Source organism: Rhizobium sp. R86522 (assembly GCF_042466255.1).
GTDB lineage: Bacteria > Pseudomonadota > Alphaproteobacteria > Rhizobiales > Rhizobiaceae > Allorhizobium.
Genome location: NZ_JAXHBX010000001.1, coordinates 3,165,604 through 3,190,752 on the forward strand (window position 1 = coordinate 3,165,604; position 25,149 = coordinate 3,190,752).

Below are 25,149 nucleotides of genomic sequence, written 5' to 3' on the forward strand. Positions count from 1 at the left end.
CTATTACCCTGCGACGGCTAACGACATTTCCTGCTTGAGGGACTGACCACGCGAAGCGGCGACAACGGCGTCCACATCAAGGATCAGTGCGACGCGTCCATCACCGAGGATGGTTGCGGCAGCAATGCCCGGAACGTGGGTGTAGTTGGCTTCCAGCGACTTGATAACGACCTGACGCTGCCCCTGGATGGCATCGACCATCAGAGCGCGCTGGCCACCGCCTTCGGATTCCACCAGAAGGGCGACGCCTTCGATCGGGTTTGCCTGAGACGATCGGAAGTTGAGGATTCGACCCACATCGACCAGCGGGCAGAAGGAGTTGCGGATCGAGATCAGGCGCTGGTTTGCGCCGAACGAATGGACGTGCTGGGCCTCCGGCTGCAGCGTCTCGACGATGGCCGTGAGCGGCACGACGAGGGTCTGGCCGGCAACCGTGACGACCATGCCGTCGAGGACGGCGAGGGTCAGCGGTAGGCTCATGGTGAAGGTCGAGCCCTGCCCCGGACGCGAGGTGATCGAGATACGACCGCCAAGTGCCTGGATGGAGCGCTTGACCACGTCCATGCCGACGCCGCGACCTGAAATGTCCGAGATCTTGTCCGCCGTGGAAAAGCCCGGCATGAAGATCAGGTTGTCGATTTCCTCGTCCGTCAGATTGGCATCGGCCGCGATCAGATCGTTGTCGATGGCCTTCTGGCGCACGCGTTCGCGATTGATGCCGGCGCCGTCGTCGACGAGTTCGATGACGATGCGGCCCGAACGATGCTTCGCGGTGAGCCTGACAGTGCCTTCCGGGTTCTTGCCGGCGGCGGCACGCTTCTCGGGGCTTTCGATACCGTGGTCGACGGCGTTACGGATCATGTGCGTCAGCGGCTCGGCCAGCTTGTCGATGACCGTCTTGTCGACTTCGGTGTTTTCACCTTCCGTGACGAGGCGGATCGACTTTCCGACCATGTCGGCCACTTCGCGAACAATACGCGACATGCGCTGGAAGACCGGCTTCACAGGCTGCGCGCGGATTGCCATGACCGAGTCCTGGATCTCGCGGGTAAGCTGCTGCAGCTCCTCGAGGCCCATGTTGACAGCCGATGTACCGGTCGCATCGTTTTCGATGACGCTCTGGGAGAGCATCGCCTGGTTGATCACGAGTTCGCCGACGAGGTTGATGAGGCGGTCAACGCGATCGAGGTCAACGCGGATGGTCTGGCCGGCGGCGTTATTGGCCTGAGCGGCGGCTGCGGCTGCGGCCGCTGCGGCGGCTGCCGGAGATTCCTTCTTCTCAGGCTTGGCAGCGCCGGCGGCCATTTTCATGACGCTGGACGCGGTCTCTGCGGCTTCGACAGCAGCGACTACGGTTTCATCAGCGGCATCTTCCGGCCCCTCATCCAGGGCAGAGAGATCGAAGGGAACCGGGACCATCGGCAATTCTTCGGTCGTCGCTGTGGTCTCGGTCTCGCGCAACTTGATCTCGAGATCGCAATCCCATTCTGCGAATTCGAAGACCTGACGGATGCCTTCTTCACCCTTCTCGGCCTTGATCTGGATTGTCCAGTGGAAGTAAGCGGCTTCGGGGTCGAGTTCGTCGAGAGTCGGGAGGTCGTCCATGTTGCAGTTGATGCTCATCTCGCCAAGGCGAGAGAGATCACGCAGCAACAGGGCGGCTTCATTGCCCTTGGAGTAAAGCTCGCGGCGCGGCTTGAAGCTGACGTCGAAGGTCGAGGGGACGATGGTCTCCTCCTCTTCGCCCTCGAAACCGTCGAAGGTAAAGGGGATCGGCTGGAAGCCGCTGTCGTCTGTCGGAGGGGCTGCGGCCGGAGCAGGAGCAGGAGCGGCTGCCTTGGGAGCGGGCTTGGCTGCGGCCACAGGGGCTGCGGACGGTGCCGGAACGTCGCCGTTCGCCAGCGCTTCCAGCTCCTTGACGAGACCGCTCGAGCGGCTTTCATCAACGCTGCCGCCGTCACGCGAGGCGCTGACCAAGTCGGCCAGAACGTCGGCCGACTTCAGCATCACCTTCATGACTTCCGGGCCAGGCTCCAGCTTGTTGGAACGAACGCAATCAAGAGTCGTCTCGAAGACGTGCGCGAAGGCAACCAGGTCATCAAGACCGAAGGCACCTGCGCCGCCCTTGATGGAGTGAACCGCGCGGAATACGGCATTGACCGTTTCCGGATCGCGATCTCCATCATTCATTTTCAGAAGACCGGATTCCAGTTCCGCGAGCTGCTCCTCGCATTCCTGGAAAAAGATCTCTTTGATTTCGTTCATATCCATAGGAGAAAATCCCGGCTTAGGCGGTTACACGCTCGATGGCATCGATCAGCTTGGTCGGATCGAAAGGCTTGACGATCCAGCCTGTCGCACCGGCCTGGCGGGCGCGGTTCTTCTTTTCAGCATCGCTTTCCGTGGTCAGGACCAAGATCGGAACCGCACGATACTTTTCGTTGCGGCGGACACCCTCGATGAAACCGAACCCGTCGAGACGCGGCATGTTGATGTCGGTCACGATGACGTCGGGATTGCATTCTTCGAGCACTTCCAGGCCCTCGACGCCGTCTTCGGCCTGAATGGTCTCGAAGCCTGCGTTGTTGAGGGTGACCAGAAGCATGTTTCGAATGGTTCTGGAGTCATCCACGGTGAGCACTTTTTTCTTCATTGCCGGATCTCCTTAGCGAGCAGATGATCGATGTTCACGCCAATCAGTTGAAGGGTTTTCAGGAAAGCCTCGGAGGCCTTTCCATACGAGAAGGGATGCTTGTCAGCTTCCCAGGCCTTGGCGGCTGCCATCAGGACCTGCACGCACTGAGCACCGACACGCTCGACGCCAGAGGCATCGATCGTCAAAGGGGCACCACGCATCGAGAGTATGTTGGCCTTGAGATTGGATGCCTCATTCAGGTCCAATACCGCGGCCAGTTTCAGACTCTTCTGATCGCCTTTCTTACTTGCCATCATTTCTTTCCTTATGTCCCAAGGCTGCGGCATCCAGGCCCGAATGTGGTTCCCAGGAGAACCATTCCCCCGGATGGATTGCCGAACTTCCCGCCCTTAACTTCCTTGTGTAGCGCATGGTGGTAAACAATCCCCTCACCCTCCGAGCCCGGCGATATGGACCGGGAAGCCAAAATCGGCGGGTTCGTCTTCCATCGTTTCCGGAGCGGCATAAGCGGTGGCGACCGCAACCGGTGCCCCCTGTTCGCGCTGACCGGAAAGCTGGATGCGACCGGCTGCACTGGGCGTCCGACGGGTCTGCCGCTCGATGTGAAATTCACGGATCGTCGCACCCAGTTCCAGGATGACCTTGTGCAAATCGTCCGTGCCCTGGCTCGACTGGCGCGCGACGGTTGCGGTGTTACCGATGTCGACGCCTAGCGCTGCGACCGTTCCGGCAATGCCGGCGAGCTCGCTGGCCTGGCGGTCGGTCGTGGCGGCCATGTCCGACACGGTTCCGCTGATATCGCCGACCTGGAGCACGATGTCGGCGATTGCGCCTTGTGTCTTCGCCACCATTTCCACACCGGCTTCGACCTGGTTTTTCGTCGTCGCGACCAGCGTCTTGATTTCACGGGCAGCGTCGGCGGAGCGCTGGGCGAGTGCGCGGACTTCCTGAGCGACGACGGCAAAGCCACGGCCACTGTCGCCGGCACGCGCAGCCTCGATCCCGGCGTTCAGCGCCAGAAGGTTCGTCTGGAAGGCGATCTCGTCGATCGCTCCGATGATGTGGCCGATCTGCTCGGCAGATGCTTCGATGTCGGCCATGGCGGAAATCGCCTGCCCGACGACCTCGCCACTCGACTGAACGGAGTTTCTGGTCGCGGCAACCGTGGCTTCCGCGCGCTTCGTCTGGCCGGCACTTTCGCGCACGCTGCTGGTGAGGTCCTGCAGGGCACGGCTCGTCTCGTCCAGCGCACCGGATTGATCCTCGGCGCGGTTCGCATAGGTACGGGCAGTTTCGGCCATTCGACCGGTTGCGTCTCGGGCGACTGCGAGCTTCTCCTCGGAGGAGAGGAAGGCGGTCTGGAGCTGCTCGAGCGCCTCATTCATGCGACCTGCGAGGTCAGCATAGGCTTCCGGCACATCTGCTGCAGTGCGGGCGGTCAAATCGCCTGATGCCAGCGCATCGACGACCGGGCCGAACACGCCTTCGAATTCGGCGCGATCATGTTCCCGCTGGGCTGCGAGATCGCGATGGTGTTTCAGGCGCAATTCGTTGAAGCGAAGCGATACCGCTATCTCGACATCGACCATCACCAGCCGGACAAGGGCGGCGACCAGATCGGAAACTTCCTTTTGGCGACGGCGGCTCGACGGCAGCAGGCCGGAGCCTGTCGCTTCTCCGATCGCGCTCGTCACCAGATGTTCCAGCACCACCGCGTGTCCCGCCACGTGCCAGCGCGGATCGAGACCCATGCGGCTTTCGCTGTCGGAGAGAACCTTTACCCGTTCGGCATAGAGCGCATCGAAGCGGGCATCAGTGAGGACATCCCAGTGGGATGAAAGAAGATCGTGAAGCCGGTCATACTGGCGTTCACTGCTCAACACGCGCGCTGCATCCGGAGAGGACTGGAGGCGTTGGAAAAGATCGCGAAGGGCCGTCTTCAAGGGCTGAGAGAGAACATGGCGGTTCTGACGGAGAAGCTCACACTGGGCCTCGTCGAGGCCGGCAAAGCGCAAGCGATCGCGCAGGCTGCCTGCCTGTGATCCTGTCGCCCGCTCCGTGGACATCCCCTGACCCGTCATTCGTCCCGCACTATGGCCGCCTGTACGGCGGACCTTCCGTCGCTCGACAGTGCTGCAGGCCAGATGGCGGAGGAAAGAATGCTCGGGAACCCGCTCCCGTTGCCGTCCGCATCATGGTCTGACAGCTCATCGAACTGTTTCCATGTTAAATACAGACCGGACCAGAACCGGTACGACGGGATGGCGTCATGCCCGAAGGAAACTCTCAAGCGAGTCCCACTCCGACGTGTCACCCAATCTTTATGGTTAATTCCTTGCTTGAAGGTTAATGAAATCTCCACTTCAAGCCGCAATCCCTAATATGAGGAAATAACGTTCCATCCCCATATGCCGGAGGTTGCAGACGGCGGAACAAAGCCGCACTCCGCGTCGTTGCGCCGAAAAGCAACAGGAGTGGAACGTGAGCGCACGGGCTATCTGGAAAGGGCATCTTGCCATCGGCGATCTCGGATGCGCCGTTGCGCTCTACTCTGCGGTCAATGCGCAGGAGCGCACCTCCTTCCACATCATCAACCGAGATACCGGGAACCGCGTCCGACGCGAATATGTCGATGAGGACAGCGGTCGGCCTGTCGGCAAGGACGATCTCGTCAAGGGGTACGATACGACAGAGGGCCAGACCGTCATTCTCGAGCCTGACGAGATCCGCGATGCCGTTCCCGAAAGCGACAAGCGTCTGGAACTGTCGGCTTTTCTGGATTGCGACAAGATCGATACCCTCTACTTGGAGCGTCCGTATTTCCTGGCGCCGGCCGATCGGCAATCGGTTGAGGCTTATGCCCTGATCCGCAGTACCATGGAAACGCAAGGTGTCGCTGCGATTGCCAGGACCGTTCTGTTTCGCAGGGTCCGGAGCGTGCTTGTCAGACCTCAGGGACGCGGGCTGATCGCGACGACCCTCAATTATGACTACGAGGTCCGGGATCCGGCCGAGAGCTTTTCCGACATTTCCAAGGTCCGGATCGACAAGGAAATGATGGATCTTGCGCGTCACATCATCAGCACAAAGATGGGGGAATTCGACCCGGGCCAGTATGAGGACCGGTATGAGGCGGCCCTGACGGAGCTCGTGAAGGCCAAGATCGCCGGGCGCAAACCGAAGAAGCTGCCGAAGCGGAAACCGGAGAACGTCACCAGCCTGCTAGACGCACTGCGCAAGAGTGCCGGCGGCAAGGAGGAGAAATCCGCACCGAAGCGGGAGACGGCTGCGGCTACGACAAAGCAGAAGAAGGCGAGCTGACCATGTCGCTCTCCGAGTATCGCCGCAAACGCGACTTCAAGGCCACGCCGGAACCGAAGGCCGCAAAGGTCACGAGCAAGGGCAATAGTTTCGTCATCCAGAAACATGCGGCCAGACGCCTGCATTACGACCTGCGTCTGGAAATGGACGGTGTGCTGAAAAGCTGGGCCGTCACGCGCGGTCCGAGCCTGGTGCCGGGCGAGAAGCGGCTGGCGGTGCATGTGGAGGATCACCCCCTCGCTTACGGCGACTTCGAAGGTGTCATCCCGCCCGGACAATACGGATCCGGCGAAGTGATCGTCTGGGACCGTGGTACGTGGGAACCGCTCCACGACACCGGCAAAGGTTACAAGAAGGGCCACCTCGAGTTCACGCTGAAGGGCGAGAAACTCGGCGGACACTGGCATCTGGTGCGCATGGCGCGCAAGGAAGACGAAACACGCGAGAACTGGCTGTTGATCAAGGGAGAAGACGAGGCGGCACGGCAACCGGATGATCCCGACATCGTCGAGGAAAAACCGCTTTCGGTGAAGAGCGGCCGATCGATCGAAAGTCTGAAGGGCGATGGCAAGGCTGCCGTCTGGAACTCACGCAAGACGTCAAAATCATCCAAGACAGGGAAGGCGCCAGCAACTCGCCATGCCTCTTCCAGCCAGAGTGGCTCTAAGATCAAGGGGGCAAAGCCAGGCAGCCTCCCGGAGTTTCTGCCGCCTGCCCTTGCGCGCCTGGTCAAGTCGGCCCCCAAGGGTGATCGATGGCTGCACGAAATCAAGCTGGACGGTTACCGGATCCAGGCACGGATCGATCATGGTCGGGTGCAGCTATTGACGCGGACGGGTCTGGACTGGACGGAGCGCTTCGGTGAGCGGATCGCATCGGCCCTCAAGGGGCTGCCTGTTCAGACCGCGCTGCTCGATGGTGAAATCGTAGTCGAGAGCGGCAATGGCAGCAGCGACTTTTCCCTGCTGCAGCAGGATCTGAGCGACGGTCGTGATGATCGCTTCACACACTACCTCTTCGACATCATGTATCTTGACGGAGAGGATCTGACGGGTGCCTCGCTCAGGGACCGCAAGGCAGTGCTGGAGTCATTGATCAGCGAGGTCAGCCTACCGCTCAAATATTCCAGCCATTTCGACGAGAGCGGTGATCTCGTCCTCAAACATGCCTGCCGCCTCAGTCTCGAAGGGGTGATCTCCAAGGTCGCCGATGCGCCCTATCGGTCCGGCCGCGGACGGGATTGGGTCAAGTCGAAATGCACGGCCCGCCAGGAACTGATCATCGGCGGCTATGTGCCCTCCTCCGTTTCAGACAAGGCCATCGGTTCTCTGATCATGGGCGTCAACGAAGTGGACGGACTGCGCCATGTCGGGCGTGTTGGCACCGGATACAGCCGAACGCTGGCCCGGCAGATGTTCACCAAGCTTCAGCCACTGTTGCGCGACAAGAGCCCGTTTAAAGACAAGCTGACGGGCACCGAACGAAAGGACGCGGTTTTCGTCGAGCCGGAGATTGTCGCCGAGATCGAGTTTCGCGGATGGACGGGAGACGCTCACCTGCGCCATGCCTCCTTCCGGGGGCTGCGCGAGGACAAGGCCGCACGGGACGTGGTCCAGGAGGCGCCGACGGAAACTGCATCGACCAAGAAGGCCGGGGCTGGCAAGACTGGCTCGGCGACGGACAGGAAGAAAAAGGCCGAAGCGCAGGCTGCACGCCGTGCCATTACCCTGACACATCCCGACCGGCTCTATTGGCCTGAGGCCGGCGTCACGAAGGAAGGGCTTGCGGACTACTACGCCATGGTCTGGCCCCGTATCGCCCCGTTCATCGTCGACCGACCACTCGCCTTGTTGCGATGCCCCGAGGGGCACGAGAAGACGTGCTTTTTCCAGAAGCATGGGTGGCGTGGCATGCGCAAGGAGATCATCACAATACGCGACCCGAAAGACGACGAGGGTCACGTTGGAATCCACGATATCGAAGGGCTGTTGTCCCTGGTGCAGGGGGCTGCGCTTGAGATCCACCCCTGGGGCTCGCGGGCGGGCGATCTCGAGCGGCCGGACATGGTGAACATCGACCTCGATCCCGGTCCTGATGTCACCTGGGAACGGGTGATTGAAGCGGCCTTCGAGGTGCGTCGGCGCTTTGAAGACATGGGCCTTACCGGTTTCGTCAAGACATCCGGTGGGAAAGGCCTGCATGTGGTGGCGCCACTCAAACCGAAGGCGAAATGGCCTGAAGTCAAAGCGGCCATGAAGGCACTGGCGGACGGCATGAGCGCTGACAGTCCGACCGATTACGTCTCGACGGTCAGCAAGGCAAAACGCAAGGGCAAGATCCTGATCGACTATCTGCGCAATGGCAGGGGTGCGACGGCAGTGGCGCCCTATTCCACACGAGCACGGGACGGTGCACCGGTGTCGATGCCGCTCTCGTTCAAGGAGTTGAGTCCCGACATCCTTCCCAACCATTTCACCGTCGAAAACGTGCCGGCACGGCTGGCGAGCCTCGATGCCGATCCGTGGGCCGATTTCCGCAGAGCCGAAACGCCGTTGGCATCAACAGACGGGAAAAAGAGGAAGACCTGCTAGGGAAACGCTATTTCCGCGTCGTCGTCTTCTCGGAGGCAAGGCTTCGCTTGAGGGCCTCCATGATGTCGATGACATTGTCCTTGCGCTCCGGCTCTGCCGCTTTCTTCGGCTTCGTCCGCCTGGACTTCTTCGTGCGGCTTTCGATGATTTCGTGCAAGCGCTCCTCGACCGGATCCCGGACCAGCTTCGGATCCCAGTCTCTGAGGCGCGCCTCCATCAGCTTATTCATCATGGTCTTGGCACTGGCCGAGACTTCGGAACGGCCTGCCTGCTTGAAGAAGGGATCGGGTTCGCGAACCTCGTCGCCATAGCGCATCGTCCAGACGACCATGCCTTCATCGCGGGGGACGAGAAGAACGGCGTGTTCGCGGCGATAGAGAACGAGCCGGGCGATGCCGCCGGTGTCGGTCTTACGCATGGCTTCGCGGATGACCGCGAAGGCTTCCTCGCTCACCTTGTCGGCGGGCGCGAGATAGTGCGGACTGTCGTACCAGATCCAGCCGATCGAGCTGCGCGGGACGAAGCTTTCAATGTCGATCGTTCGTGTGCTTTCCAGCGCCACATCATCGAGTTCGTCGTCCTCGAACAGAACGTAATCGTCCTCGCTGCGCTCGTAGCCCTTCACCTGATCTTCATCGTCGACGGGCTTGCCGGTTTCGGCATCGACATAGCGGCTTACAACCCGGTTGCCGGTCTTGCGATTGATGTTGTGAAAACGAAGCTTGCTGCTTTCGGTGACGGCGGGTGTCATCGCCACCCGACAGGTCACGAGGGAGAGTTTCAGATAGCCTTTCCAGAACGCGCGCTGCACCATTTGCCCAACCTCCCGAACGGCATCAGCCGCGGCACTGCCACTGAAAACGCCCCCGGCAAGGAACAGTTCCGATGAGCGCTCAAATCGCCAGTTGCAACGGGAACCGTTTGCCCCTGATGGCGTTCCTCTCTTGCCTGTTCCTCTCCAATGATGAGCCGGAGGATTTGAAGTCGGTATGGGGGTATCGAAGACAGATCTGACCGGGGAGCCGGCGGGTGCGACGAGACCGCGCTCGGCCGAAGACGATTGCGTGCGGAACGGGCAATGGGCGACGACGGAGAATTGCCATGCCTGAACGAGACTATGACTGGATTGCCCGGCGGGCCTATTCGCTGTGGGAAGAGGAAGGCCGTCCCGATGGTCGGGACGAAGCTCATTGGCAGACAGCACTCACCGACTGGGAAACCCTGCAGGCAGCAGCACGCCAGACCACGGCCAAGTCCGGCCGCCGGATCGCAGAGGCCCAGACTTCGGCAGAGCAAGAAGGTCTTGTCATCACCGAGGAACCGGTTCGTCCGGCCAAAAAGGCGGTAAGGAGCCGGAAAGGGTGACCAAGGTGCCAGGAGGCGATCTTTCATTGGCGCTCAGCCGGGCGCAATTTATCCAGCGGGTGCGGGACGCCTATCACCGGGACGAGGAAGAGCATCGCCCGGGCCGTCGCTACCCGACGAGGGTTCCCTTGCATGTGCTGGCGGTCACCTCGGAAATCTATCCGCTGATCAAGACCGGCGGCCTGGCGGACGTAACCGGAGCGCTGCCAAAGGCGCTTTCCTCCTATGGCATAGAAACCCATACGCTCGTGCCCGGATATCCGTCGATCCTCGCGCTCGCGCGTCTTCATCCGCCGCTCATGGAGTTCGACGATCTGCTCGGCGAAAAGGCGACCTTGCGCCACCTGGAAATCGACGGCCTCAGCCTCTTCGTTCTTGATGCACCGACGCTCTATGATCGTCCCGGCGGTCCCTATGTCGACGAGCACGGCGTCGATCATGCCGACAACTGGAAGCGGTTTGCGGTGCTCTCGCTTGCCGGCGCCGAGATTGCGGCTGGGGTCTTGCCCGGCTGGAAGCCGGATCTGGTCCATACCCATGACTGGCAGTCTGCGCTGACCTCGGTCTATCTGCGGCAGATGGGCTCTGCCGTGCCTGTTGTGCTCACCATCCACAACCTCGCTTTCCAGGGGCAGTATTCGGCATCGCTGCTGCCGCAGATCGGTCTGCCGCCGGAGGTCTATTCCGTCGAGCAGATGGAGTATTTCGGCGACATCAGCTACCTCAAGGGTGGCCTGGTGACGGCCGATCACATCACCGTCGTCAGCCCCACCTATGCGCGCGAAATTCTCTCGCCGACCTTCGGCATGGGATTGGACGGTGTGCTGAATGCGCGCATGGACAGATTGCAGGGGATCGTCAACGGGATCGACAAGGAGGTCTGGAATCCGGCGACGGACCCCTACCTGCCCTTCCGCTACGATGTGAAGACGGTGCGCAACAAGAGGAACAACAAGGCTCTGCTGCTTGAGCGCTTCAACCTCGAGCCGGGCGACGGTCCTCTCTTCTCCGCCGTAACCCGGATCACGTGGCAGAAGGGCATGGACATGCTGGCCGAGGTCGCGGACGAGATCTTCTATCGGGGTGGCCGCCTCATTGTGCATGGCCAGGGTGACCACGACATCGAGGATGCCCTGAAGGCGACTGCGGCGCGCTTCCCGGGACGTATGGCAGTGTCGGTCGGCTACAGCGAGCCCACGGCGCATCTCATTCATGGCGGTTCCGACGCAATTATTCAGCCGTCGCGTTTCGAGCCCTGCGGCCTCACTCAACTCTATGCGCTGCGTTACGGGTGCGTGCCCGTAGTATCACGCACCGGAGGCCTGTCCGAAACGATCATCGACGCCAATGATGCGGCGATTTCAGCCCGCGTGGCCACCGGCTTCCAGTTCCATCCGGTTCGACAGGAAGGGCTGCGCCATGCCTTGCGTCGCGCAATCGATGCCTATGGCGACAAGCGCCAATGGGCAAGGCTGCAGTTGCAGGCGATGCGTGCGGACTATTCCTGGGACCGCAGTGCCGAAAGCTATGCGGAAGTCTATGGAAGGCTGACGGAACCCAGTGCAGAGTTGCATCACTGACCCATGCTGTCATTCCGCATGAACAGAGGGCCCGGAAGATACCGGGCCCTCTGTTCATCTCAGGATCTGCGATCAGGGATTTGTCCGTCCGCTCGGTCTGCTCTGGCCCGCACCCCCCGTCCCCGTCTGCGGGGTGGGGTCCTGGTCGGTTTCCATTGCCGGCAAAGTGCCGGGGGCCACGTCCTGCTGCGAGTTCGTGGAGTTCCCCGCGCTGTTGCTGCCATCGCCGCATGCGGTGAGCAATGCAAGGCCGGCAAAAGCAGCCGTTGTCTTTGTCCAGGTCATCTCCAATCCTCTCTGTGATAGTCGCCATCGCCGTTTAAGCGCTCACGAAAAGCGATGGTGCGTTCGAGTGCTGCAATGTCATCGCTGCTCGCCGGAACCGGGTCTTCGGCGATGGCCTCGAGTACAGCGGGGTCGATGGCGCCAGAGCGGATTGCCTGGCGCAGTGTTTCGCGTGTCTGCCGTTCCGCCTCCAGTTGGGCGAACAGCGCGACAATCAGCCGGTCACGCGGATCGGGGAAGCGACGCCAGCGTGGCGGACGCACCGTCTCGGACATGATCCACTCCTTTTCGACAGAAGAAATTACGCCTTCAGGAAACTTTTGGGGCGGCCCAATGTTCCCCTTTCTAAGGCTGATCACAGAAGGAGAAAGCACAGTGGACAGCGATCTGAAGACGCTGGAGGCCCGGCTCAACGCACACCGGGAAATCCTGGTCTCGCTCCTGAGCGAAATCCTGATCTCACCGGAGGGTGCTCCAGAACTGCTGCGCAATCTCGAACAGGAAGTGCTCCTGCGCGACGGTGCGGAAGATCCGGGCGCAGAGCCGTCCGCCGGCATTGGGCGCGGTCATGAGAAGGGTGAGGTGATCCGGGAGATCCTCGACACGGCCAAGGCGCGCGCAGCCGCCCTCCGGCGCACAGTGACTGACCTCAATGAACCGAACGGCTTTACCGAGGCGATCAAGGAGAGGAAATGAATATGATCACAAAAATAATGACGAGACTGCTCGCACAGGTGCGCAAGCCGAAGCATAGCGGCACAGCGGCCAAGGAACACCCGCAGGTGGCATTGCCGCTGCGCGCCGATCTGCCGCTTCGTGAGCGCTCCCGCGCGCTCGTGGCAGTGCCCGCGCAGATCAATGGCGCGCGCATGGGGTCAGGCAAATTCTGACCTGATCAGCGACGGTTGGTCTGTTCGCGGATGTCGAAATTGGCGTCCCAGTCTTTCGGCGCGTCTTTCTCGCCCGGAGGCCACTTGTTGACGGTGGCGTCTTCGGATCCTGTCACCACGGTCGGCTTGGCGCTGGCAACACCGTTGTTGTCGCCGCCGGCCTGTGTGCCCGCGAACTGGCCCTTCGCATCGTCATGAATTCGGGTCTTGTCGGCTTCACGGTGATCGTCAGTCATGGTCGGTCCTCCAAAGTGGTCATCATCAACCCCGTGGCGTACCGAAAGGTTCCTATGACCGCCTAGTCGGTGGATCCTGCAAGGAAAGAGGACAGCGGCGCGACCAGCGTCCAACGCAAGCCTGCGGGGTCGAAATCAATGGTGACGTCGCCGGCAAATGCGCTGGCCGCATGACGATCGATGACGGTCGATCCAAAGCCACGCCGAGTGGGCTTTGTGACCGGCGGGCCGTACTGTTCGATCCATTGCAGCCGAAGTCGGGGCTCTTCATCTGGCGTCTCCGGCTCCAGCACCTCCCATTCGATCCGAAGCCGGCCTTCGAGAACCGATAGCGCGCCGTATTTGACGGAATTGGTCGCCAGTTCGTGAAAAGCGAGGCCGAGGTTTTGGACTGCATTCGCATTCACCAGCAGATCCGGACCACGGCGATGGATGCGGTCAGCCGATCCGGTGACGGTGGTCAGCTGCAAATCGACGAGAGAGGTCAGCGGAATGCCTCCCCATTGCTGCTTGGCAAGCGCCTCGATCGATTGGGCGAGTCCTGCCAGGCGACCGCTGACGGCCCGCTGAAACTCCTCGACATCATCGGTGCCGCGCGCCAGCTGCCGCATCATCGCCTGGACGAGCGAGAGGATGTTCTTGGTGCGGTGAACGAGTTCCTGCAAAATGAAGTGGATGCGTTCCTCCGCCTCTGCCCGATCGAAGGAGGCATTCGACAGAGCCACTGCCACCTGGTTGGCCTCGACGATCTTGGTGCGCTCCGGCGAGACGATCTCGCCATGGCCGATGCGTTCCGCCATCAAGGCAATCCTGCGGATCGCTGAGCGCAAGTGGTGTGCCGCAACGAGAACGATGCCAAGCAGCAGAGTGAGCAGCACGAGGCTGCCGATCAAGAGGCTCTGCCACAGGGTGATGAACGAGCCCTTGAGGCTGTCGACCGGGCCCCAGACCAGAGCCCGCCATGGCCAGTCCGCGACTTTCGCGTACCCCATCAGATATTGCCGACCATTCTGATAGAATACGGCACTGTTGTTGGAGCCGTACATCAAATCCAGCCAGCTTTGCTCGATCTCAGCACCGGAAGGCTGGTTTTCGGCGCCATTCGACACGACGATGCGACCATCGCCATCCACCAGCGCGGACGACCATCCGGGCGGTAAGGCGTCGCGGGCGGCAAGGCTTGCAAGGCTCGCCGCATCCTGTGTGAGCACGATGGCGTCGATACCGTCCGATGTCCGTGCGGTGACGGGCATGGTGAGGTTGACCACCCAGCGCTCACTCGTCGCGCCGAAGAAGACGTTTGAGAGCTCGGCCTTGCCGGAGCGCAGAGCCGCCATGACCGAGCCCGGATTGGCCATGGGTTTCAGCGTAGCGCCCCAAGGCATCCGCGTGTTCAGGATTTGCACCCCGTCCCGCCGCGCCAACATGACATAGAGAGAGCTTTCCTTGAGGCTTTCTCCGACGCGCGCGTGGAATGCCTGGAGGTCGCCCTGCTGCAACTCGACGGAGTTTGCCACAAGGGCAAGCGTCGTTTCCATATCGGCGATCTTGCGCTCGACGGCACGGCTTATGGCCTGAGCGTCATCTGCCACGTCTGTTCGCATGGTCTGAAACTGTGATCGCTCAAGCTGTAACAGCAAAAAGGCGACAAAGGCGAGCAGCGGCACTGTCGCCAGAACGGCCATTGCGGCGAGGTATGAGCCGATCGACGCTGTCGGAAAGAGACCAGCAAACAACCTGCCAACGCGGTTCAAGGCGCCGCCCTCCCGCAGCTGAGCTCAGAAATCATGGGCACCTTGGCGAACCAAATCCGAGGGCGGGCGTTAGGAAGATAACCGCGACACAGGAGGTTTCCATGATTTTCAAGCCGCAGCGTTTCCATGGAGAGGCGCCCGAAGTGGCCGAAGAGTTCCCGGCCGAGGCGCGACTCGAGCAGCAGGTTGCCGACGCGCTGGCCGCCTCCGACGGCGTCGGGGCCGAAGGCCTTCGCGTCGTCGCAACTGGCAAGGAGATCTTCCTGTTTGGCGTGGTGGCGACGCGTGACGAGATGGACAGGGCCGTGGAAGTTGCACTTGCAGTTCCCGGGGTCGAAAAGGTCACGGTTCGGATGGAAAGCGGCGAAGCGCCCTGACAGCGGAGACTTGGTCTCGCAAATGTCGCGCTGCCGCATGACAGACGGCCGCCGGGGAAAGGCTTCACACCAACCCCACGGACCCGTCGAAGCCACCTTTGCGATGATCGATCTCACCGATATTCCGATTTTTCTCGCCAGACGAAATGTCAGGCGCGCCCACCCATGCCGGTCGTGCCGTCCGGCCCCCATGCCTGCGCAATGCCGGCGATCTCCTGCATGCGCCCCCGCAAATCCTGCTGGCGCAAAACCGTCACCTTCTGGATGGAAACCTGGCTAGCGGAACGGTCCCGTGCGGCTTCTACCGCGAGCCGATAGCTCGGATAGACGGCAGACTGTCCTTCCTCCGAGAGGAAACACCAACCGTTCGCCTGGGGGACTATATCGCAATACACCTGTGTCATGCCGCACTCCTCCTGATACCGCCCGAACGCGCGATCGGCTGAAGGGTTCCTGCCAGGATGCAATTTTTCTTCGTCAGCGCCTGCTAACTGCAGGTAACGATCAGGCTTCCTGCCGCGAACCGTGAGAGATGCCGCATGTATGGTTGAGCATGTTGCGGCATGACCGCTCGCCCTTTCGCTCGGTGCATCCTGCGGATCGAAGCATGGGGAGAAGCGGGAGGTTACGGCACTGATGCGAGGAACCTAGAATGGCGGCCGTAAGGGCGGGAGGGTTTTCAGGAACAAAGTCGAGGGCGGCGGAATTGCTTCTTCATGATGCCGAACCCGGCCGCATCCCGCGGCGGGCGGCTCTCAGGGAGAAGATCATGACGACCCCAACCCCTTCGACACCCTATGACGACCAGCCCCCGATGCCCGCTCCGACCTGGACCCCGGAAGTCCCGATCGATGAGCCGCAACCGGATGTCTTGCCGGACGAGGTGCCGACACCCAATCCCGACGAGACGCGTGATCCGCCGGTGACGGAGCCATCACCAATCTGAGGCGAAGGCGTGAACGCGGGCCTCAACGCAGGCCCGCAACACGCTCCCAGCTCTTCTTTCCGGCGACCCAATTCTGCCAGTCGGTGACCGAGCCATAGAAGACGTTCAGGTCGATCTTGCCGTTGACGCCCTGCGACAGGCCGGAGCCGGAATACTGCCAGAAGACCCATTTGCGGTCCGGATAGACCTTGGACGGATGGGCCGCAACAGAGCGCAGCCAGAAGGGATAATCGCGGAAGTGGCCGCGCAGATTGTCCTTGTAGAAGTCAGGGGCCGTGTAGATGACCGGCCTCTTGCCATAGTGCCGCTCGAGACGATCCATGAAGACCTGCATCTTTTCCCGCACCTTTTCCGGCGACAGGCGGAAGCGGCAGCTGGATTCGCCATTGTATTCGACGTCGATAACAGGCGGCAGGGCATCCGGATCACGCGGCACGTTGCGGATGAACCAGTCCGCCTGCTCCGAGGCCACGCGGCACCAATAGAAGAAGTGATAGGCGCCGCGCTTTACGCCGGCCTCCTTGGCTCGATCCCAATTGGTGCGAAACATCGGATCGAGATGGTCGCCACCATCCGTGGCCTTGATATAGGCGAAGTTGGCGCCCTGGCTGCGCAAGGTCTGCCAGTCGATGTTGCCCTGCCAGCGCGAAACGTCGACGCCGTGTACGGCATGATGTTTCGGTGCCACCTTGCCGAAATTGATCGGTTTGGCGTCGCTGAAGCGCTGATTATAAACACGATGACGTCCGCTGGACCGCGCTGCCGGGTCCCGAGGTGCCAGGACCGCGCGTATCGGGGACGACAGCATGGCCATTGGCCGCTGGTCCGGTACGGGCATGCCGGCGGTCATCGACGGCGTATCGAAATGCGCCTGGTTCGGCGTGTCACCAGCCCAGGACAAAGCCTGCGGGTCACGGCCGGAGGTAGAGGCGCTGGACGAAATGGAACCGGTTTGCTCGCTGACGGCAACGGCGGGTGTCGGGGCTGCTGCAGTCTGAACCTGTTCAGGCGCTGGGTTTGAACGCAATTGCAGGGCTTCTATCGGATTGGTCCGAGCGCTGCAGCCGGCAAGTACCAGACAGCCGATGAGGAGCGAAGGGACAACCTTGGAACGCATGGCACAGAACTCAAAACTAATGCCGGGCGCATTCGAAGTCGGACACCCGGGGCCTCTGGGAATTGCTAACAAAGCTTTACCGGGAAAAGGTGAATGCAATCTTTACGGGCCGCATCAGGCTTCGATGCTGTGACGCCAAATACTGTCCGTTCACACAGATGTGCAGCCTCGGCGCGATCCTCAGGGTTTCGGACTCCGTAAAATGTGTATTCGGATATCTTGAGCCTAGGGAACGACCGCCATGCCTTCGCGACGCTCTTTTCTGATGACTTCGTTGTTCGTACTGGCGAGCCAGCCGGCGCGCAGTGCAGATCCCTGGGAAGCACTGCGCACCAGGCGCGCCTTCGTGCTTCTCCGGCATGCGATCGCGCCGGGGACAGGCGATCCTCCGGGCATGCGCCTCGGCGATTGCAGCACACAGCGCAATCTCTCCGATGAGGGCCGGACCCAGGCGCAGCGCATCGGCTCCTTGCTGCGCGAAAACGGGATCGACAGGGCGGCGGTCTATTCGAGCGAATGGTGCCGGTGTCTCGACACCGCGCTTCTACTGGATCTCGGGCCGGTGTCGCCGCAGCCGCTTCTCAATTCCTTTTTCGGCCGGGCGGAGAACGGCGCCACACAGACGGAAGCGCTCAGGGCTTGGCTATCGAGCAGTCCGGGCGACCTGCCTCTGGTACTCGTCACGCATCAGGTCAACATAACGGGGCTGACATCGATCGTTCCGCGCAGCGGTGAACTCGTCTTCACGACCATGAATTCAGCCGGCGCGATCAGCGTTATCGGCCGGCAGTCCGCCGGGGCATGACAGGAAAAATCATGCGGCACAAATGGGGACCGCGCGTGATGAAATGACTTGAAACAGGCTTAGGTGCGGCGGCAATCCAGACATGCCCCAGCGGACGCGCCGGCAGGGTCGGCGGCCGCATATTTCTCCAAATGCGGGCATGACGGGAGTCTAAAATCTGCATCGATCGGTTCGTGCGCTTGGTCTGCCGTGTCAATGGGATCAATCCCGAGGTGTCGTCGCAGTCACGGCAAAATCGTGCACGCTGTGCTGACCTCGCAGAGTTGGCAGGAAGCGCGAAGCGTTCGACTGCGTGAGTGGTGCTTCAACAACTCTTCTGCCTGCGCAGTGTGACACTTGCGCCTATCGCGCCGCACAATAGGATGGGGAGCAGAATAGAAAGCGCAGAGGGCATCTCATGGACGAACCGCACGACACCAGTCAACTCGAGATGGTGGTCCTGATGACACCCGACATGGCCAACTTCTCCGGCAAGGTGCATGGCGGCGCGCTGCTCAATCTGCTCGATCGGGTGGCCTATTCCTGCGCTTCGCGCTACTCGCAGCAATATGCGGTGACCTTGTCGGTGGATCAGGTCGTGTTTCGCCAGCCGATCCATGTCGGCGAGCTCGTAACATTCCGCGCCTCGATCAACCATGCCGGTAGGACCTCCATGGAAGTCGGCATTCGGGTCGAGGCCGAGAACATCCGGACCGGCGAGCGGCGGCACACGAATTCCTGTTACTTCACCATGGTCGCTGTCGATGCCGAAGGCAGACCGACGGCTGTCCCTCTCTATGCGGCGCAAACCGACATTCGCAAACGCCGCCAGCGCGCTGCCGAAACACGACGGGCGCTGCGCCTGGAGTTCGAAGCGCGCTTCAGGGAAGCGAGCCAGACCGCGGACGAAACTCTTCCAGCAAACTGAGTAGCCGTCCAATTGCCTTGACTTTGATTGTGCCTTGGCCAAGTCCGGGGTGACGATCATTGTGAGTGAAGGCGGATACCATGCACAAGCTTTTCGATCTTTCGGGCCGACGGGCGCTGATCACCGGTTCATCTCAAGGCATCGGGCTTGCGCTCGCATCCGGCTTGCAGCAGGCCGGCGCGGAGATCGTGCTCAACGGACGCAGTCTGGACAAACTCGAGGTGGCTGCAGCCGAGCTTGGACCCGAGGTGCGGATTTTGCCGTTTGACGTGACCGATCATATGGCTGTGCGCGAGGCGGTCGATCGCTTCGAGGCAGAAGTCGGTCCGATCGACATCCTTGTCAACAATGCCGGCATGCAGCACCGGGCGCCGTTGGAAGACTTCCCGGCCGATGCGTTCGAAAAGCTACTGGCCGCGAATGTCTCGAGCGTTTTCAATGTCGGTCAGGCCGTCGCGCGTCACATGATCGGACGCAAGCGTGGCAAGATCATCAATATCGCCAGCGTCCAGACGGCGCTCGCGCGTCCGACGATCGCGCCCTATACGGCGACCAAGGGAGCCGTCGGGAACCTCACCAAGGGCATGGCGACGGATTGGGCGCGCCATGGGCTGCAATGCAACGCGATTGCGCCTGGCTATTTCGAGACACCGCTCAACGAAGCCCTCGTGGCAGATCCGGAGTTCACGGCCTGGCTGTCGAAGCGTACGCCGGCGGGACGCTGGGGCAAGGTCGAGGAATTGGCTGGGGCCTGCGTCTTTCTCGCGTCCGATGCGTCGTCCTTCGTTAACGGCCATATCCTCTATGTGGACGGAGGCATTACCGCGTCCCTCTGAGCGCCACCTGTAGGTATCTGTCTTCAGATCCGGGAGAAGGCCGCCAGCACCGTCCGTTCGGACTGCAGGAGATAGGCTTCCAAGGCAGCAGCCGCTCCCTTCGGATCGCCCGCCACGAGCTTTTCTAGAATGGCTGCATTCATCTCGACATAGGGCGCGTGGAGCAGTTCCGGCTCCTTCAGGAGGCCGAAGCTCAAGCGCAGTTCGGCAGCGATCTGCGCATAAAACCCTGCCAGTCTTTCACTGTCGGCCAGATCGACGATTGCTGCGTGGAATTTCATGTTCTCGCTACCGACCGCAGTCCAGTCGTTGACCTTGCTCGCCGCACGGGCGGTCTCGACTGCCGCCCGCATGCGAGCAACGGCGGGATGGTTGGGATAGGCATTGGACAGTGCCTGACACTCGACCAGGCGGCGAACGCGATAGATATCAATGATCGAGGCCATGCTGGGCGTTGCGACGAAGACACCCCTGTTCGGTTCGTGCTGAAGCAGACCGTCTTTGGTCAAGAGCCGGAAGGCCTCGCGCAGCGAGTTGCGCGAAACAGCAAAGTCGGCGCTCAAGGCAGCTTCCGACAAGCGCTGTCCGGGCTTCAGCTCTCCGCTGATCAGTCTGTCGCGAATTGCTTCCGCCAGGCGTGGCGCCAAGGCCGCGGTCGTTTCCGTCTCTGCCATGCTCATTCCCCAGGTGCCGGTCAGCCCGGTGCAGCTTCACAAGCCATCCCGAAGCGACGATCGGTGGACAGCTTCGCTGCCTTATCGTCCATGTGCGAAATCGCAGCAAGGCGGGAGCCAATCACGGCCAAAAATTGTTCTTGGAGATTCGAAATCTGCTTATCCGAGCATCAAATTGCTCAACATTACGGCAATTAAGTAGAACGATAAAATAAAATCGTTGAACAATATTGACAGAATTGTGAAACCACGAGAGGCTAACCTCGCAGGTGAACAACAAGCCCCGCGCAAAGCAGGGCAGGTCAACCGAGAGGGTAACATGGAACAGACATCGACAGCTCCCGATGGAGCCGTATCCGGCGGCATGTCCGCCAAGACGCGCCGCGGCGCCTTGATCGCCGCGATCTTCCTCATGGCAACGTCCGCCATCGGGCCTGGTTTCATAACCCAGACAGCCACATTCACAACCAAGCTCGGATCGGCCTTTGCCTTCGCGATCCTCGCCTCGATCCTCATCGACTTCGTCGTGCAGCTGAACATCTGGCGGATCGTCACGCTGACGAAAATGCGTGCCTCCGACATTGCGAACGCCGCCATTCCCGGCACCGGTTATGTGCTGGCGATCCTCGTCATCGTCGGCGGGTTATTCTTCAACATCGGCAATATCGGCGGTGCGGGCCTTGGCCTGAATGCGCTTCTCGGCCTCGACCCCAAGCTGGGCGGATCGATCAGCGCACTGATTGCGATCGGCATCTTCCTGTCGCACCGCGCAGGTGTGGCGATCGACCGCGTCATCGTGGTCGCCGGCCTGTTGATGATCGTCCTGACCGTCTACGTCGCGCTTGTCTCGCAGCCGCCGGTGGGTGACGCCTTCTTCCAGACCTTCCTGCCGAGCACGATTGATTTTGCCACGATCACGACGATCGTCGGCGGCACGGTCGGCGGCTACATCACCTATTCCGGCGCACATCGCCTGCTCGACAAGGGCACTGTCGGCATCGAAAACCTCGGCGCCGTGAACCGCGCGGCCCTCACCGGCATCGCCGTCACCGGCGTCATGCGCTACGTACTCTTCCTCGCCATCCTCGGCGTCGTCGCAAGCGGTGTCGTCATCGACGTCACTGGCAAGGGTGCCAACCCGGCGGCCCAGGCTTTCCAGGCGGCGGCCGGCGATGTCGGCATGCGGATCTTCGGGGCCATCTTCTGGGCAGCCGCGATCACCTCCGTGATCGGCGCGGCCTATACCTCGGTGTCCTTCGTCACAGTCTTCAAGAAGGACATGACCGAACGCGCCCGCAACATCGCGACCGTCATCTTCATCGCCGTCTCGCTGTTCTTCTACATCATCATCACGACGCCGCCGGCACAGATGCTGGTCTTCGTCGGTGGTCTGAATGGCCTCATCCTGCCGATCGGTCTGACAATCTTCATCTATGCCGGCTGGGCCCGGTCCGACCTGATGGGCGGCTATCGCTATCCGCGTTGGCTGCTGATCCTGGGCGCTCTGACTTGCGCGCTCACCTGGTACATGGGCTACAAGTCGATTGGGCCGATCTTCGCGCTGCTGACCGCCGCGTAACTCGCACCAAAGGGAGGACGACATGACTGCCATCGATCTGAACAGCGACCTCGGCGAAAGCTATGGCGCCTGGGCCATCGGCGACGACGAGGCGATGCTCTCCATCGTCTCCAGCGCCAATGTCGCCTGCGGTTTCCATGCCGGTGATCCACTCGGCATTTTGAAGACCGTGAAGGCTGCCGCCGAGCGCGGCGTTTCGATCGGGGCGCATGTCTCCTATCCCGATCGCGTCGGCTTTGGCCGGCGCGACATGGATGTCACCTCGGCAGAACTGACCGCCGACGTGATCTACCAGATCGGAGCGCTCAAGGGCGTTGCGGCGGCAGCGGGGGTCAGCGTCGGCTATGTGAAGCCGCATGGGGCGCTCTACAACCGCATAGCCCACGACGCCAAGCAGGGTCAGGCCGTCATCGATGGCATCAAGGCGATCGATCCGACACTGGTGATGATGGGCCTTGCGGGATCACCGATCCTGGAACTCGCTCGCGCCTCAGGCCTCGCCGTAGTTGCCGAGGCCTTTGCCGATCGGGCCTATACGCCCGCAGGTGCGCTCGTGTCCCGTCGCGAAGCCGGTGCGGTCCTGCATGATTCCGCAGTCATCGCACAGCGCATGCTGCAGCTCGTGCATGACGGCACGATCGAGGCGATCGACGGGTCCACGATCAAGATCGATGCGCAGTCCATCTGCGTCCATGGCGACAGCCCCGGCGCCGTCGCCATCGCGCAGGAAATCCGACAGGCCTTCGAAAAGGACGGCATCGCGGTGCGCTCCTTCCTCAATCGCTGAGATCCGCAAGGAGAGACTTCGATGATCGATCTTGAGACCTTGCGCCATGTCGATGCGGCCGAAGCACGGACGGCCCGCGAACGCTATCGCGCGGGTGCCGTCGAGCCGACATCCGGCGTGGCACCGGGCTTTACACAGGCGAACATGATCGTCTTGCCGCGCGACTGGGCCTTCGACTTCCTGCTCTATGCACAGCGCAATCCGAAAGCCTGCCCGGTGCTCGACGTGTCCGATCCGGGTTCGCATGCGACCGTGCTTGCCGAGGGCGCTGATCTGCGCCGCGATGTGCCGCTCTATCGGATCTGGCGGGACGGCCAGCTTGCCGAGGAGGTGACGGACGCGAGTGCAGCCTGGGCGGAGCATCCCGATCTCGTCAGCTTCCTGATCGGCTGCAGCTTCACCTTCGAAACGCCGATGATGGAGGCGGGCATCGAGATCCGCCACATCACCGACAAGTCGAATGTGCCGATGTACCTGACCAATCGCGCCTGCCGGCCTGCGGGTCGACTGCAAGGCAATCTGGTCGTCTCGATGCGGCCCATCCCGGCGGGGCGCGTTGCGGATGCTGCCACGATTTCGGGCCGCTTCCCGGCGGTTCACGGCGCACCCGTGCATATCGGTGCGCCGGCAGAGCTTGGGATTGCCGATCTCGGCAAACCGGAATTCGGTGATGCCGTGCGGATCGAGCCGGGCGAAGTGCCGGTCTTCTGGGCCTGCGGAGTGACGCCGCAAGCTGCGGTCATGGCCTCGAAAGTTCCGTTTGCCATCACCCACGCTCCCGGCCACATGTTCATCACCGACATTCCCGATTCCGCCTATCACGCCTGAGGCCAAGATGCGTTTTCTTCCCGTCAGCCTGACCGTTCTGATCGTCGAATTGAAGGATCTCGACGAGACGCTCGCGCTGTTCGCCTCGCTGGAGGCGCAGCCGGTCGATGGCGTCGTCGACATCGTGCCGGCCGCGCGCACATTGATGATCCGCTTTCGTCCGGAGACGCTGACGGCTGAAAGGCTCGCGGCGGCGATCAGCACGCGCGACCTCTCGGCGAAGATCCCGCCATCCGACATGCTGGTCGAGATCCCCGTCAGCTACGACGGCGAGGACCTGCAGGATGTCGCAGACCTGACGGGCTTGTCGATTGCGGAGGTGATCGAACGACATACCGCGAGCGAGTTCACAGTCGCCTTCTGCGGCTTTGCTCCCGGCTTCGGTTATCTCGTCGGCGGCGATCCGATGCTGCAAGTGCCGAGGCGCCAGAGCCCGCGCACGAAGATCCCCGCCGGCTCCGTTGCACTCGCGGGTGCATTCTCCGGTGTCTATCCCCAGGCGAGCCCCGGCGGCTGGCAGATCATCGGCACGACGCCCGTGAAAATGTGGGATCTGACGCGCGAGCCGCCGGCCCTCTTCCAGCCGGGATACCGCGTCCGCTTTTTCGATCTGGCCAAGCGGACACAGACTGTCACTACCTCCGTCACATCGGATGTAGCCCCGCCCCCTGTTATCGAGCATGCGGCATCCACATCCATCAGGGTTACGGCCGCTCCGATGCCGGCACTGGTGCAGGATCTCGGTCGCTTCGGTCAGACGGGGCAAGGCGTCTCGTCCGCCGGTGCGCTGGACCAGGGCGCGTTCCTGGCTGCGAACCGCACCGTCGGCAATCCGGTCGGGGCCGCCTGTCTCGAAATTGCACTAGGCGGTTTCTCGTTCGAGATCTCCGGCCCCGGTGTGATGGCGCTGACCGGTGCTCCCTGCCCTGTCGCCATCCTGGACGCGAAGGGCCGCTTGACGGAAGCGTCCAGCTATCAGCCGATCTCGCTCGAAGCCGGCGATCGCGTGACGCTCGGCTTTGCCGCACGAGGCGCTCGCAGCTATCTTTCATTTCGCGGTGGTATCGACGTGGCGCCGGTTCTCGGCAGCGCATCGACAGATACCTTGGCCGTCGTGGGACCAGAGGCGGTTGGCCTGGGCGCGGTGCTTGCGATTGGCACGTCCGAGCGCGGTCTTTCGCCTGTATCGCTCACCGAGAGCCCAGCCTTCGACTGCCCGGCACAGGGCGAGATCGTTACGCTGGACGTGGTCATGGGGCCGCGCAGCGACTGGTTCACCGAGCACGGCATCGTCACGCTTTCATCCCAGGTCTTTGAGGTGACGCCGCAGTCGAACCGGGTCGGCATACGACTTTCCGGCGCCGAACCGCTCGAACGCAAGGACAAGGCAGAGCTTCCGAGCGAGGGTACTGCGACCGGCGCCATCCAGGTGCCGCATAGCGGTCAGCCGGTGCTCTTCCTCGCCGATCATCCGCTGACCGGCGGCTATCCGGTCATCGGCACGGTTGCCGAATATCATCTCGATCTCGCCGGGCAGATCCCGGTGAATGCAAAAATCCAGTTCCGGCCCATCACGCGCTTCGCCGAGATCGTGCCCGAAAGGGCATGACGCTTA

Annotated in this window: 26 protein-coding genes; 15 read left to right on the forward strand and 11 right to left on the reverse strand. The window is 61.7% G+C overall.

The features are described 5' to 3' along the window. Positions 1-3 precede the first annotated feature (3 nt). The 4 genes from SJY08_RS15370 to SJY08_RS15385 all read right to left on the reverse strand — a co-directional run bounded on the left by SJY08_RS15370 (position 4) and on the right by SJY08_RS15385 (position 4,722). A complete protein-coding gene (locus SJY08_RS15370; protein ID WP_300890562.1) occupies positions 4-2,271 on the reverse strand; it encodes a chemotaxis protein CheA in 2,268 nt (755 codons plus the stop codon). A gap of 16 nt (positions 2,272-2,287) precedes the next feature. Beyond that, positions 2,288-2,653, reverse strand: coding sequence for a chemotaxis response regulator CheY1 (gene cheY1, locus SJY08_RS15375; RefSeq protein WP_006726298.1), 366 nt, complete (start codon positions 2,651-2,653; stop codon positions 2,288-2,290). Next, positions 2,650-2,949 carry an STAS domain-containing protein gene (locus tag SJY08_RS15380; RefSeq protein WP_054150873.1) on the reverse strand — a complete coding sequence of 100 codons (300 nt, stop codon included), beginning with the start codon at positions 2,947-2,949 and terminating at the stop codon, positions 2,650-2,652. The genes cheY1 and SJY08_RS15380 overlap by 4 nt, the downstream gene beginning before the upstream one ends. Before the next feature lie 135 nt (positions 2,950-3,084). Then, complete coding sequence (locus SJY08_RS15385; protein WP_377276701.1) at positions 3,085-4,722, reverse strand: globin-coupled sensor protein; 1,638 nt, start codon at positions 4,720-4,722, stop codon at positions 3,085-3,087. Between the two features lie 415 nt (positions 4,723-5,137). On the opposite strand from SJY08_RS15385, the gene SJY08_RS15390 reads away from it, so the two are divergent. Beyond that, positions 5,138-5,977 (forward strand): Ku protein, encoded by an 840-nt coding sequence (locus SJY08_RS15390; RefSeq protein WP_377276703.1) that lies wholly within the window; start codon positions 5,138-5,140, stop codon positions 5,975-5,977. Positions 5,978-5,979: 2 nt separating this feature from the next. After that, positions 5,980-8,568 (forward strand): DNA ligase D, encoded by a 2,589-nt coding sequence (gene ligD, locus SJY08_RS15395; RefSeq protein WP_377276705.1) that lies wholly within the window; start codon positions 5,980-5,982, stop codon positions 8,566-8,568. 7 nt (positions 8,569-8,575) lie between these two features. Here ligD and SJY08_RS15400 read toward each other — a convergent pair whose 3' ends face one another. Next, a complete protein-coding gene (locus tag SJY08_RS15400; RefSeq protein WP_377276707.1) occupies positions 8,576-9,382 on the reverse strand; it encodes a Ku protein in 807 nt (268 codons plus the stop codon). 287 nt (positions 9,383-9,669) lie between these two features. Here SJY08_RS15400 and SJY08_RS15405 point away from each other — a divergent pair, with 287 nt between their 5' ends. Together SJY08_RS15405 and glgA are read left to right on the forward strand one after the other, a co-directional pair. Then, entirely contained in the window at positions 9,670-9,933 is a 264-nt protein-coding gene (locus SJY08_RS15405) for a DUF2934 domain-containing protein (RefSeq protein WP_054150877.1), read from the forward strand. Positions 9,934-10,061: 128 nt separating this feature from the next. Beyond that, entirely contained in the window at positions 10,062-11,513 is a 1,452-nt protein-coding gene (gene glgA, locus SJY08_RS15410; RefSeq protein WP_069043933.1) for a glycogen synthase GlgA, read from the forward strand. 281 nt (positions 11,514-11,794) lie between these two features. Here the strand turns inward: glgA and SJY08_RS15415 are convergent, their stop codons facing one another. Further along, positions 11,795-12,073, reverse strand: coding sequence for a hypothetical protein (locus SJY08_RS15415; protein WP_377276710.1), 279 nt, complete (start codon positions 12,071-12,073; stop codon positions 11,795-11,797). A gap of 100 nt (positions 12,074-12,173) precedes the next feature. Between SJY08_RS15415 and SJY08_RS15420 the strand changes: the two genes are divergently transcribed. Beyond that, the gene (locus tag SJY08_RS15420) at positions 12,174-12,494 is read left to right on the forward strand and encodes a hypothetical protein (RefSeq protein WP_377276712.1); all 321 of its coding nucleotides are present in this window, start codon (positions 12,174-12,176) and stop codon (positions 12,492-12,494) included. A 2-nt stretch (positions 12,495-12,496) separates the two neighbouring features. Then, positions 12,497-12,688, forward strand: a complete 192-nt coding sequence (locus SJY08_RS15425) for a hypothetical protein (protein WP_054150881.1) — start codon at positions 12,497-12,499, stop codon at positions 12,686-12,688. Positions 12,689-12,693: 5 nt separating this feature from the next. Here SJY08_RS15425 and SJY08_RS15430 read toward each other — a convergent pair whose 3' ends face one another. Both SJY08_RS15430 and SJY08_RS15435 read right to left on the reverse strand, forming a co-directional pair. Beyond that, entirely contained in the window at positions 12,694-12,924 is a 231-nt protein-coding gene (locus tag SJY08_RS15430) for a hypothetical protein (protein ID WP_054150882.1), read from the reverse strand. Between the two features lie 62 nt (positions 12,925-12,986). Beyond that, positions 12,987-14,678 carry a sensor histidine kinase gene (locus tag SJY08_RS15435; protein WP_054150883.1) on the reverse strand — a complete coding sequence of 564 codons (1,692 nt, stop codon included), beginning with the start codon at positions 14,676-14,678 and terminating at the stop codon, positions 12,987-12,989. 101 nt (positions 14,679-14,779) lie between these two features. On the opposite strand from SJY08_RS15435, the gene SJY08_RS15440 reads away from it, so the two are divergent. Next, the gene (locus SJY08_RS15440) at positions 14,780-15,055 is read left to right on the forward strand and encodes a BON domain-containing protein (RefSeq protein WP_300890569.1); all 276 of its coding nucleotides are present in this window, start codon (positions 14,780-14,782) and stop codon (positions 15,053-15,055) included. 149 nt (positions 15,056-15,204) lie between these two features. Here SJY08_RS15440 and SJY08_RS15445 read toward each other — a convergent pair whose 3' ends face one another. Beyond that, positions 15,205-15,459: a hypothetical protein gene (locus SJY08_RS15445; RefSeq protein WP_069042287.1), complete on the reverse strand. Its 255-nt coding sequence runs from the start codon at positions 15,457-15,459 to the stop codon at positions 15,205-15,207. A gap of 365 nt (positions 15,460-15,824) precedes the next feature. On the opposite strand from SJY08_RS15445, the gene SJY08_RS15450 reads away from it, so the two are divergent. Next, positions 15,825-16,001: a hypothetical protein gene (locus SJY08_RS15450; protein ID WP_171901566.1), complete on the forward strand. Its 177-nt coding sequence runs from the start codon at positions 15,825-15,827 to the stop codon at positions 15,999-16,001. Positions 16,002-16,023: 22 nt separating this feature from the next. Here SJY08_RS15450 and SJY08_RS15455 read toward each other — a convergent pair whose 3' ends face one another. Beyond that, positions 16,024-17,118, reverse strand: coding sequence for a GH25 family lysozyme (locus tag SJY08_RS15455; protein ID WP_377276717.1), 1,095 nt, complete (start codon positions 17,116-17,118; stop codon positions 16,024-16,026). A 265-nt stretch (positions 17,119-17,383) separates the two neighbouring features. On the opposite strand from SJY08_RS15455, the gene SJY08_RS15460 reads away from it, so the two are divergent. From SJY08_RS15460 to SJY08_RS15470, 3 genes are all read left to right on the forward strand, one after another. Then, positions 17,384-17,923 (forward strand): histidine phosphatase family protein, encoded by a 540-nt coding sequence (locus SJY08_RS15460; protein ID WP_377276719.1) that lies wholly within the window; start codon positions 17,384-17,386, stop codon positions 17,921-17,923. Between the two features lie 397 nt (positions 17,924-18,320). After that, positions 18,321-18,830 (forward strand): acyl-CoA thioesterase, encoded by a 510-nt coding sequence (locus SJY08_RS15465; protein ID WP_054150889.1) that lies wholly within the window; start codon positions 18,321-18,323, stop codon positions 18,828-18,830. Positions 18,831-18,910: 80 nt separating this feature from the next. Beyond that, entirely contained in the window at positions 18,911-19,666 is a 756-nt protein-coding gene (locus tag SJY08_RS15470; RefSeq protein ID WP_054150890.1) for an SDR family oxidoreductase, read from the forward strand. A gap of 23 nt (positions 19,667-19,689) precedes the next feature. Here the strand turns inward: SJY08_RS15470 and SJY08_RS15475 are convergent, their stop codons facing one another. After that, a complete protein-coding gene (locus SJY08_RS15475) occupies positions 19,690-20,340 on the reverse strand; it encodes a GntR family transcriptional regulator (protein ID WP_054150891.1) in 651 nt (216 codons plus the stop codon). Positions 20,341-20,704: 364 nt separating this feature from the next. Between SJY08_RS15475 and SJY08_RS15480 the strand changes: the two genes are divergently transcribed. Genes SJY08_RS15480 through SJY08_RS15495 form a run of 4 tightly spaced genes read left to right on the forward strand, consistent with a single transcriptional unit; the run spans position 20,705 to position 25,143 of the window. Beyond that, positions 20,705-21,919 (forward strand): NRAMP family divalent metal transporter, encoded by a 1,215-nt coding sequence (locus SJY08_RS15480; protein ID WP_150127541.1) that lies wholly within the window; start codon positions 20,705-20,707, stop codon positions 21,917-21,919. A gap of 22 nt (positions 21,920-21,941) precedes the next feature. After that, positions 21,942-22,706, forward strand: coding sequence for a LamB/YcsF family protein (locus SJY08_RS15485; protein ID WP_377276723.1), 765 nt, complete (start codon positions 21,942-21,944; stop codon positions 22,704-22,706). A gap of 21 nt (positions 22,707-22,727) precedes the next feature. Next, entirely contained in the window at positions 22,728-23,534 is an 807-nt protein-coding gene (locus tag SJY08_RS15490; protein WP_377276725.1) for a putative hydro-lyase, read from the forward strand. Between the two features lie 7 nt (positions 23,535-23,541). Continuing rightward, positions 23,542-25,143 (forward strand): carboxyltransferase domain-containing protein, encoded by a 1,602-nt coding sequence (locus SJY08_RS15495; RefSeq protein ID WP_377276727.1) that lies wholly within the window; start codon positions 23,542-23,544, stop codon positions 25,141-25,143. Positions 25,144-25,149 lie beyond the last annotated feature (6 nt).

Excerpts from the sequence above, each read along its gene's own strand:
- SJY08_RS15370 (WP_300890562.1), bottom strand. The coding sequence starts at position 2,271 with ATGGATATGAACGAAATCAAAGAGATCTTTTTCCAGGAATGCGAGGAG.
- cheY1 (WP_006726298.1), bottom strand. The coding sequence starts at position 2,653 with ATGAAGAAAAAAGTGCTCACCGTGGATGACTCCAGAACCATTCGAAAC.
- SJY08_RS15380 (WP_054150873.1), bottom strand. The coding sequence starts at position 2,949 with ATGGCAAGTAAGAAAGGCGATCAGAAGAGTCTGAAACTGGCCGCGGTA.
- SJY08_RS15385 (WP_377276701.1), bottom strand. The coding sequence starts at position 4,722 with ATGTCCACGGAGCGGGCGACAGGATCACAGGCAGGCAGCCTGCGCGAT.
- ligD (WP_377276705.1), top strand. The coding sequence starts at position 5,980 with ATGTCGCTCTCCGAGTATCGCCGCAAACGCGACTTCAAGGCCACGCCG.
- SJY08_RS15400 (WP_377276707.1), bottom strand. The coding sequence starts at position 9,382 with ATGGTGCAGCGCGCGTTCTGGAAAGGCTATCTGAAACTCTCCCTCGTG.
- SJY08_RS15405 (WP_054150877.1), top strand. The coding sequence starts at position 9,670 with ATGCCTGAACGAGACTATGACTGGATTGCCCGGCGGGCCTATTCGCTG.
- SJY08_RS15415 (WP_377276710.1), bottom strand. The coding sequence starts at position 12,073 with ATGTCCGAGACGGTGCGTCCGCCACGCTGGCGTCGCTTCCCCGATCCG.
- SJY08_RS15425 (WP_054150881.1), top strand. The coding sequence starts at position 12,497 with ATGATCACAAAAATAATGACGAGACTGCTCGCACAGGTGCGCAAGCCG.
- SJY08_RS15430 (WP_054150882.1), bottom strand. The coding sequence starts at position 12,924 with ATGACTGACGATCACCGTGAAGCCGACAAGACCCGAATTCATGACGAT.
- SJY08_RS15440 (WP_300890569.1), top strand. The coding sequence starts at position 14,780 with ATGATTTTCAAGCCGCAGCGTTTCCATGGAGAGGCGCCCGAAGTGGCC.
- SJY08_RS15445 (WP_069042287.1), bottom strand. The coding sequence starts at position 15,459 with ATGACACAGGTGTATTGCGATATAGTCCCCCAGGCGAACGGTTGGTGT.
- SJY08_RS15450 (WP_171901566.1), top strand. The coding sequence starts at position 15,825 with ATGACGACCCCAACCCCTTCGACACCCTATGACGACCAGCCCCCGATG.
- SJY08_RS15455 (WP_377276717.1), bottom strand. The coding sequence starts at position 17,118 with ATGCGTTCCAAGGTTGTCCCTTCGCTCCTCATCGGCTGTCTGGTACTT.
- SJY08_RS15460 (WP_377276719.1), top strand. The coding sequence starts at position 17,384 with ATGACTTCGTTGTTCGTACTGGCGAGCCAGCCGGCGCGCAGTGCAGAT.
- SJY08_RS15465 (WP_054150889.1), top strand. The coding sequence starts at position 18,321 with ATGGACGAACCGCACGACACCAGTCAACTCGAGATGGTGGTCCTGATG.
- SJY08_RS15470 (WP_054150890.1), top strand. The coding sequence starts at position 18,911 with ATGCACAAGCTTTTCGATCTTTCGGGCCGACGGGCGCTGATCACCGGT.
- SJY08_RS15475 (WP_054150891.1), bottom strand. The coding sequence starts at position 20,340 with ATGGCAGAGACGGAAACGACCGCGGCCTTGGCGCCACGCCTGGCGGAA.
- SJY08_RS15480 (WP_150127541.1), top strand. The coding sequence starts at position 20,705 with ATGTCCGCCAAGACGCGCCGCGGCGCCTTGATCGCCGCGATCTTCCTC.
- SJY08_RS15485 (WP_377276723.1), top strand. The coding sequence starts at position 21,942 with ATGACTGCCATCGATCTGAACAGCGACCTCGGCGAAAGCTATGGCGCC.
- SJY08_RS15490 (WP_377276725.1), top strand. The coding sequence starts at position 22,728 with ATGATCGATCTTGAGACCTTGCGCCATGTCGATGCGGCCGAAGCACGG.
- SJY08_RS15495 (WP_377276727.1), top strand. The coding sequence starts at position 23,542 with ATGCGTTTTCTTCCCGTCAGCCTGACCGTTCTGATCGTCGAATTGAAG.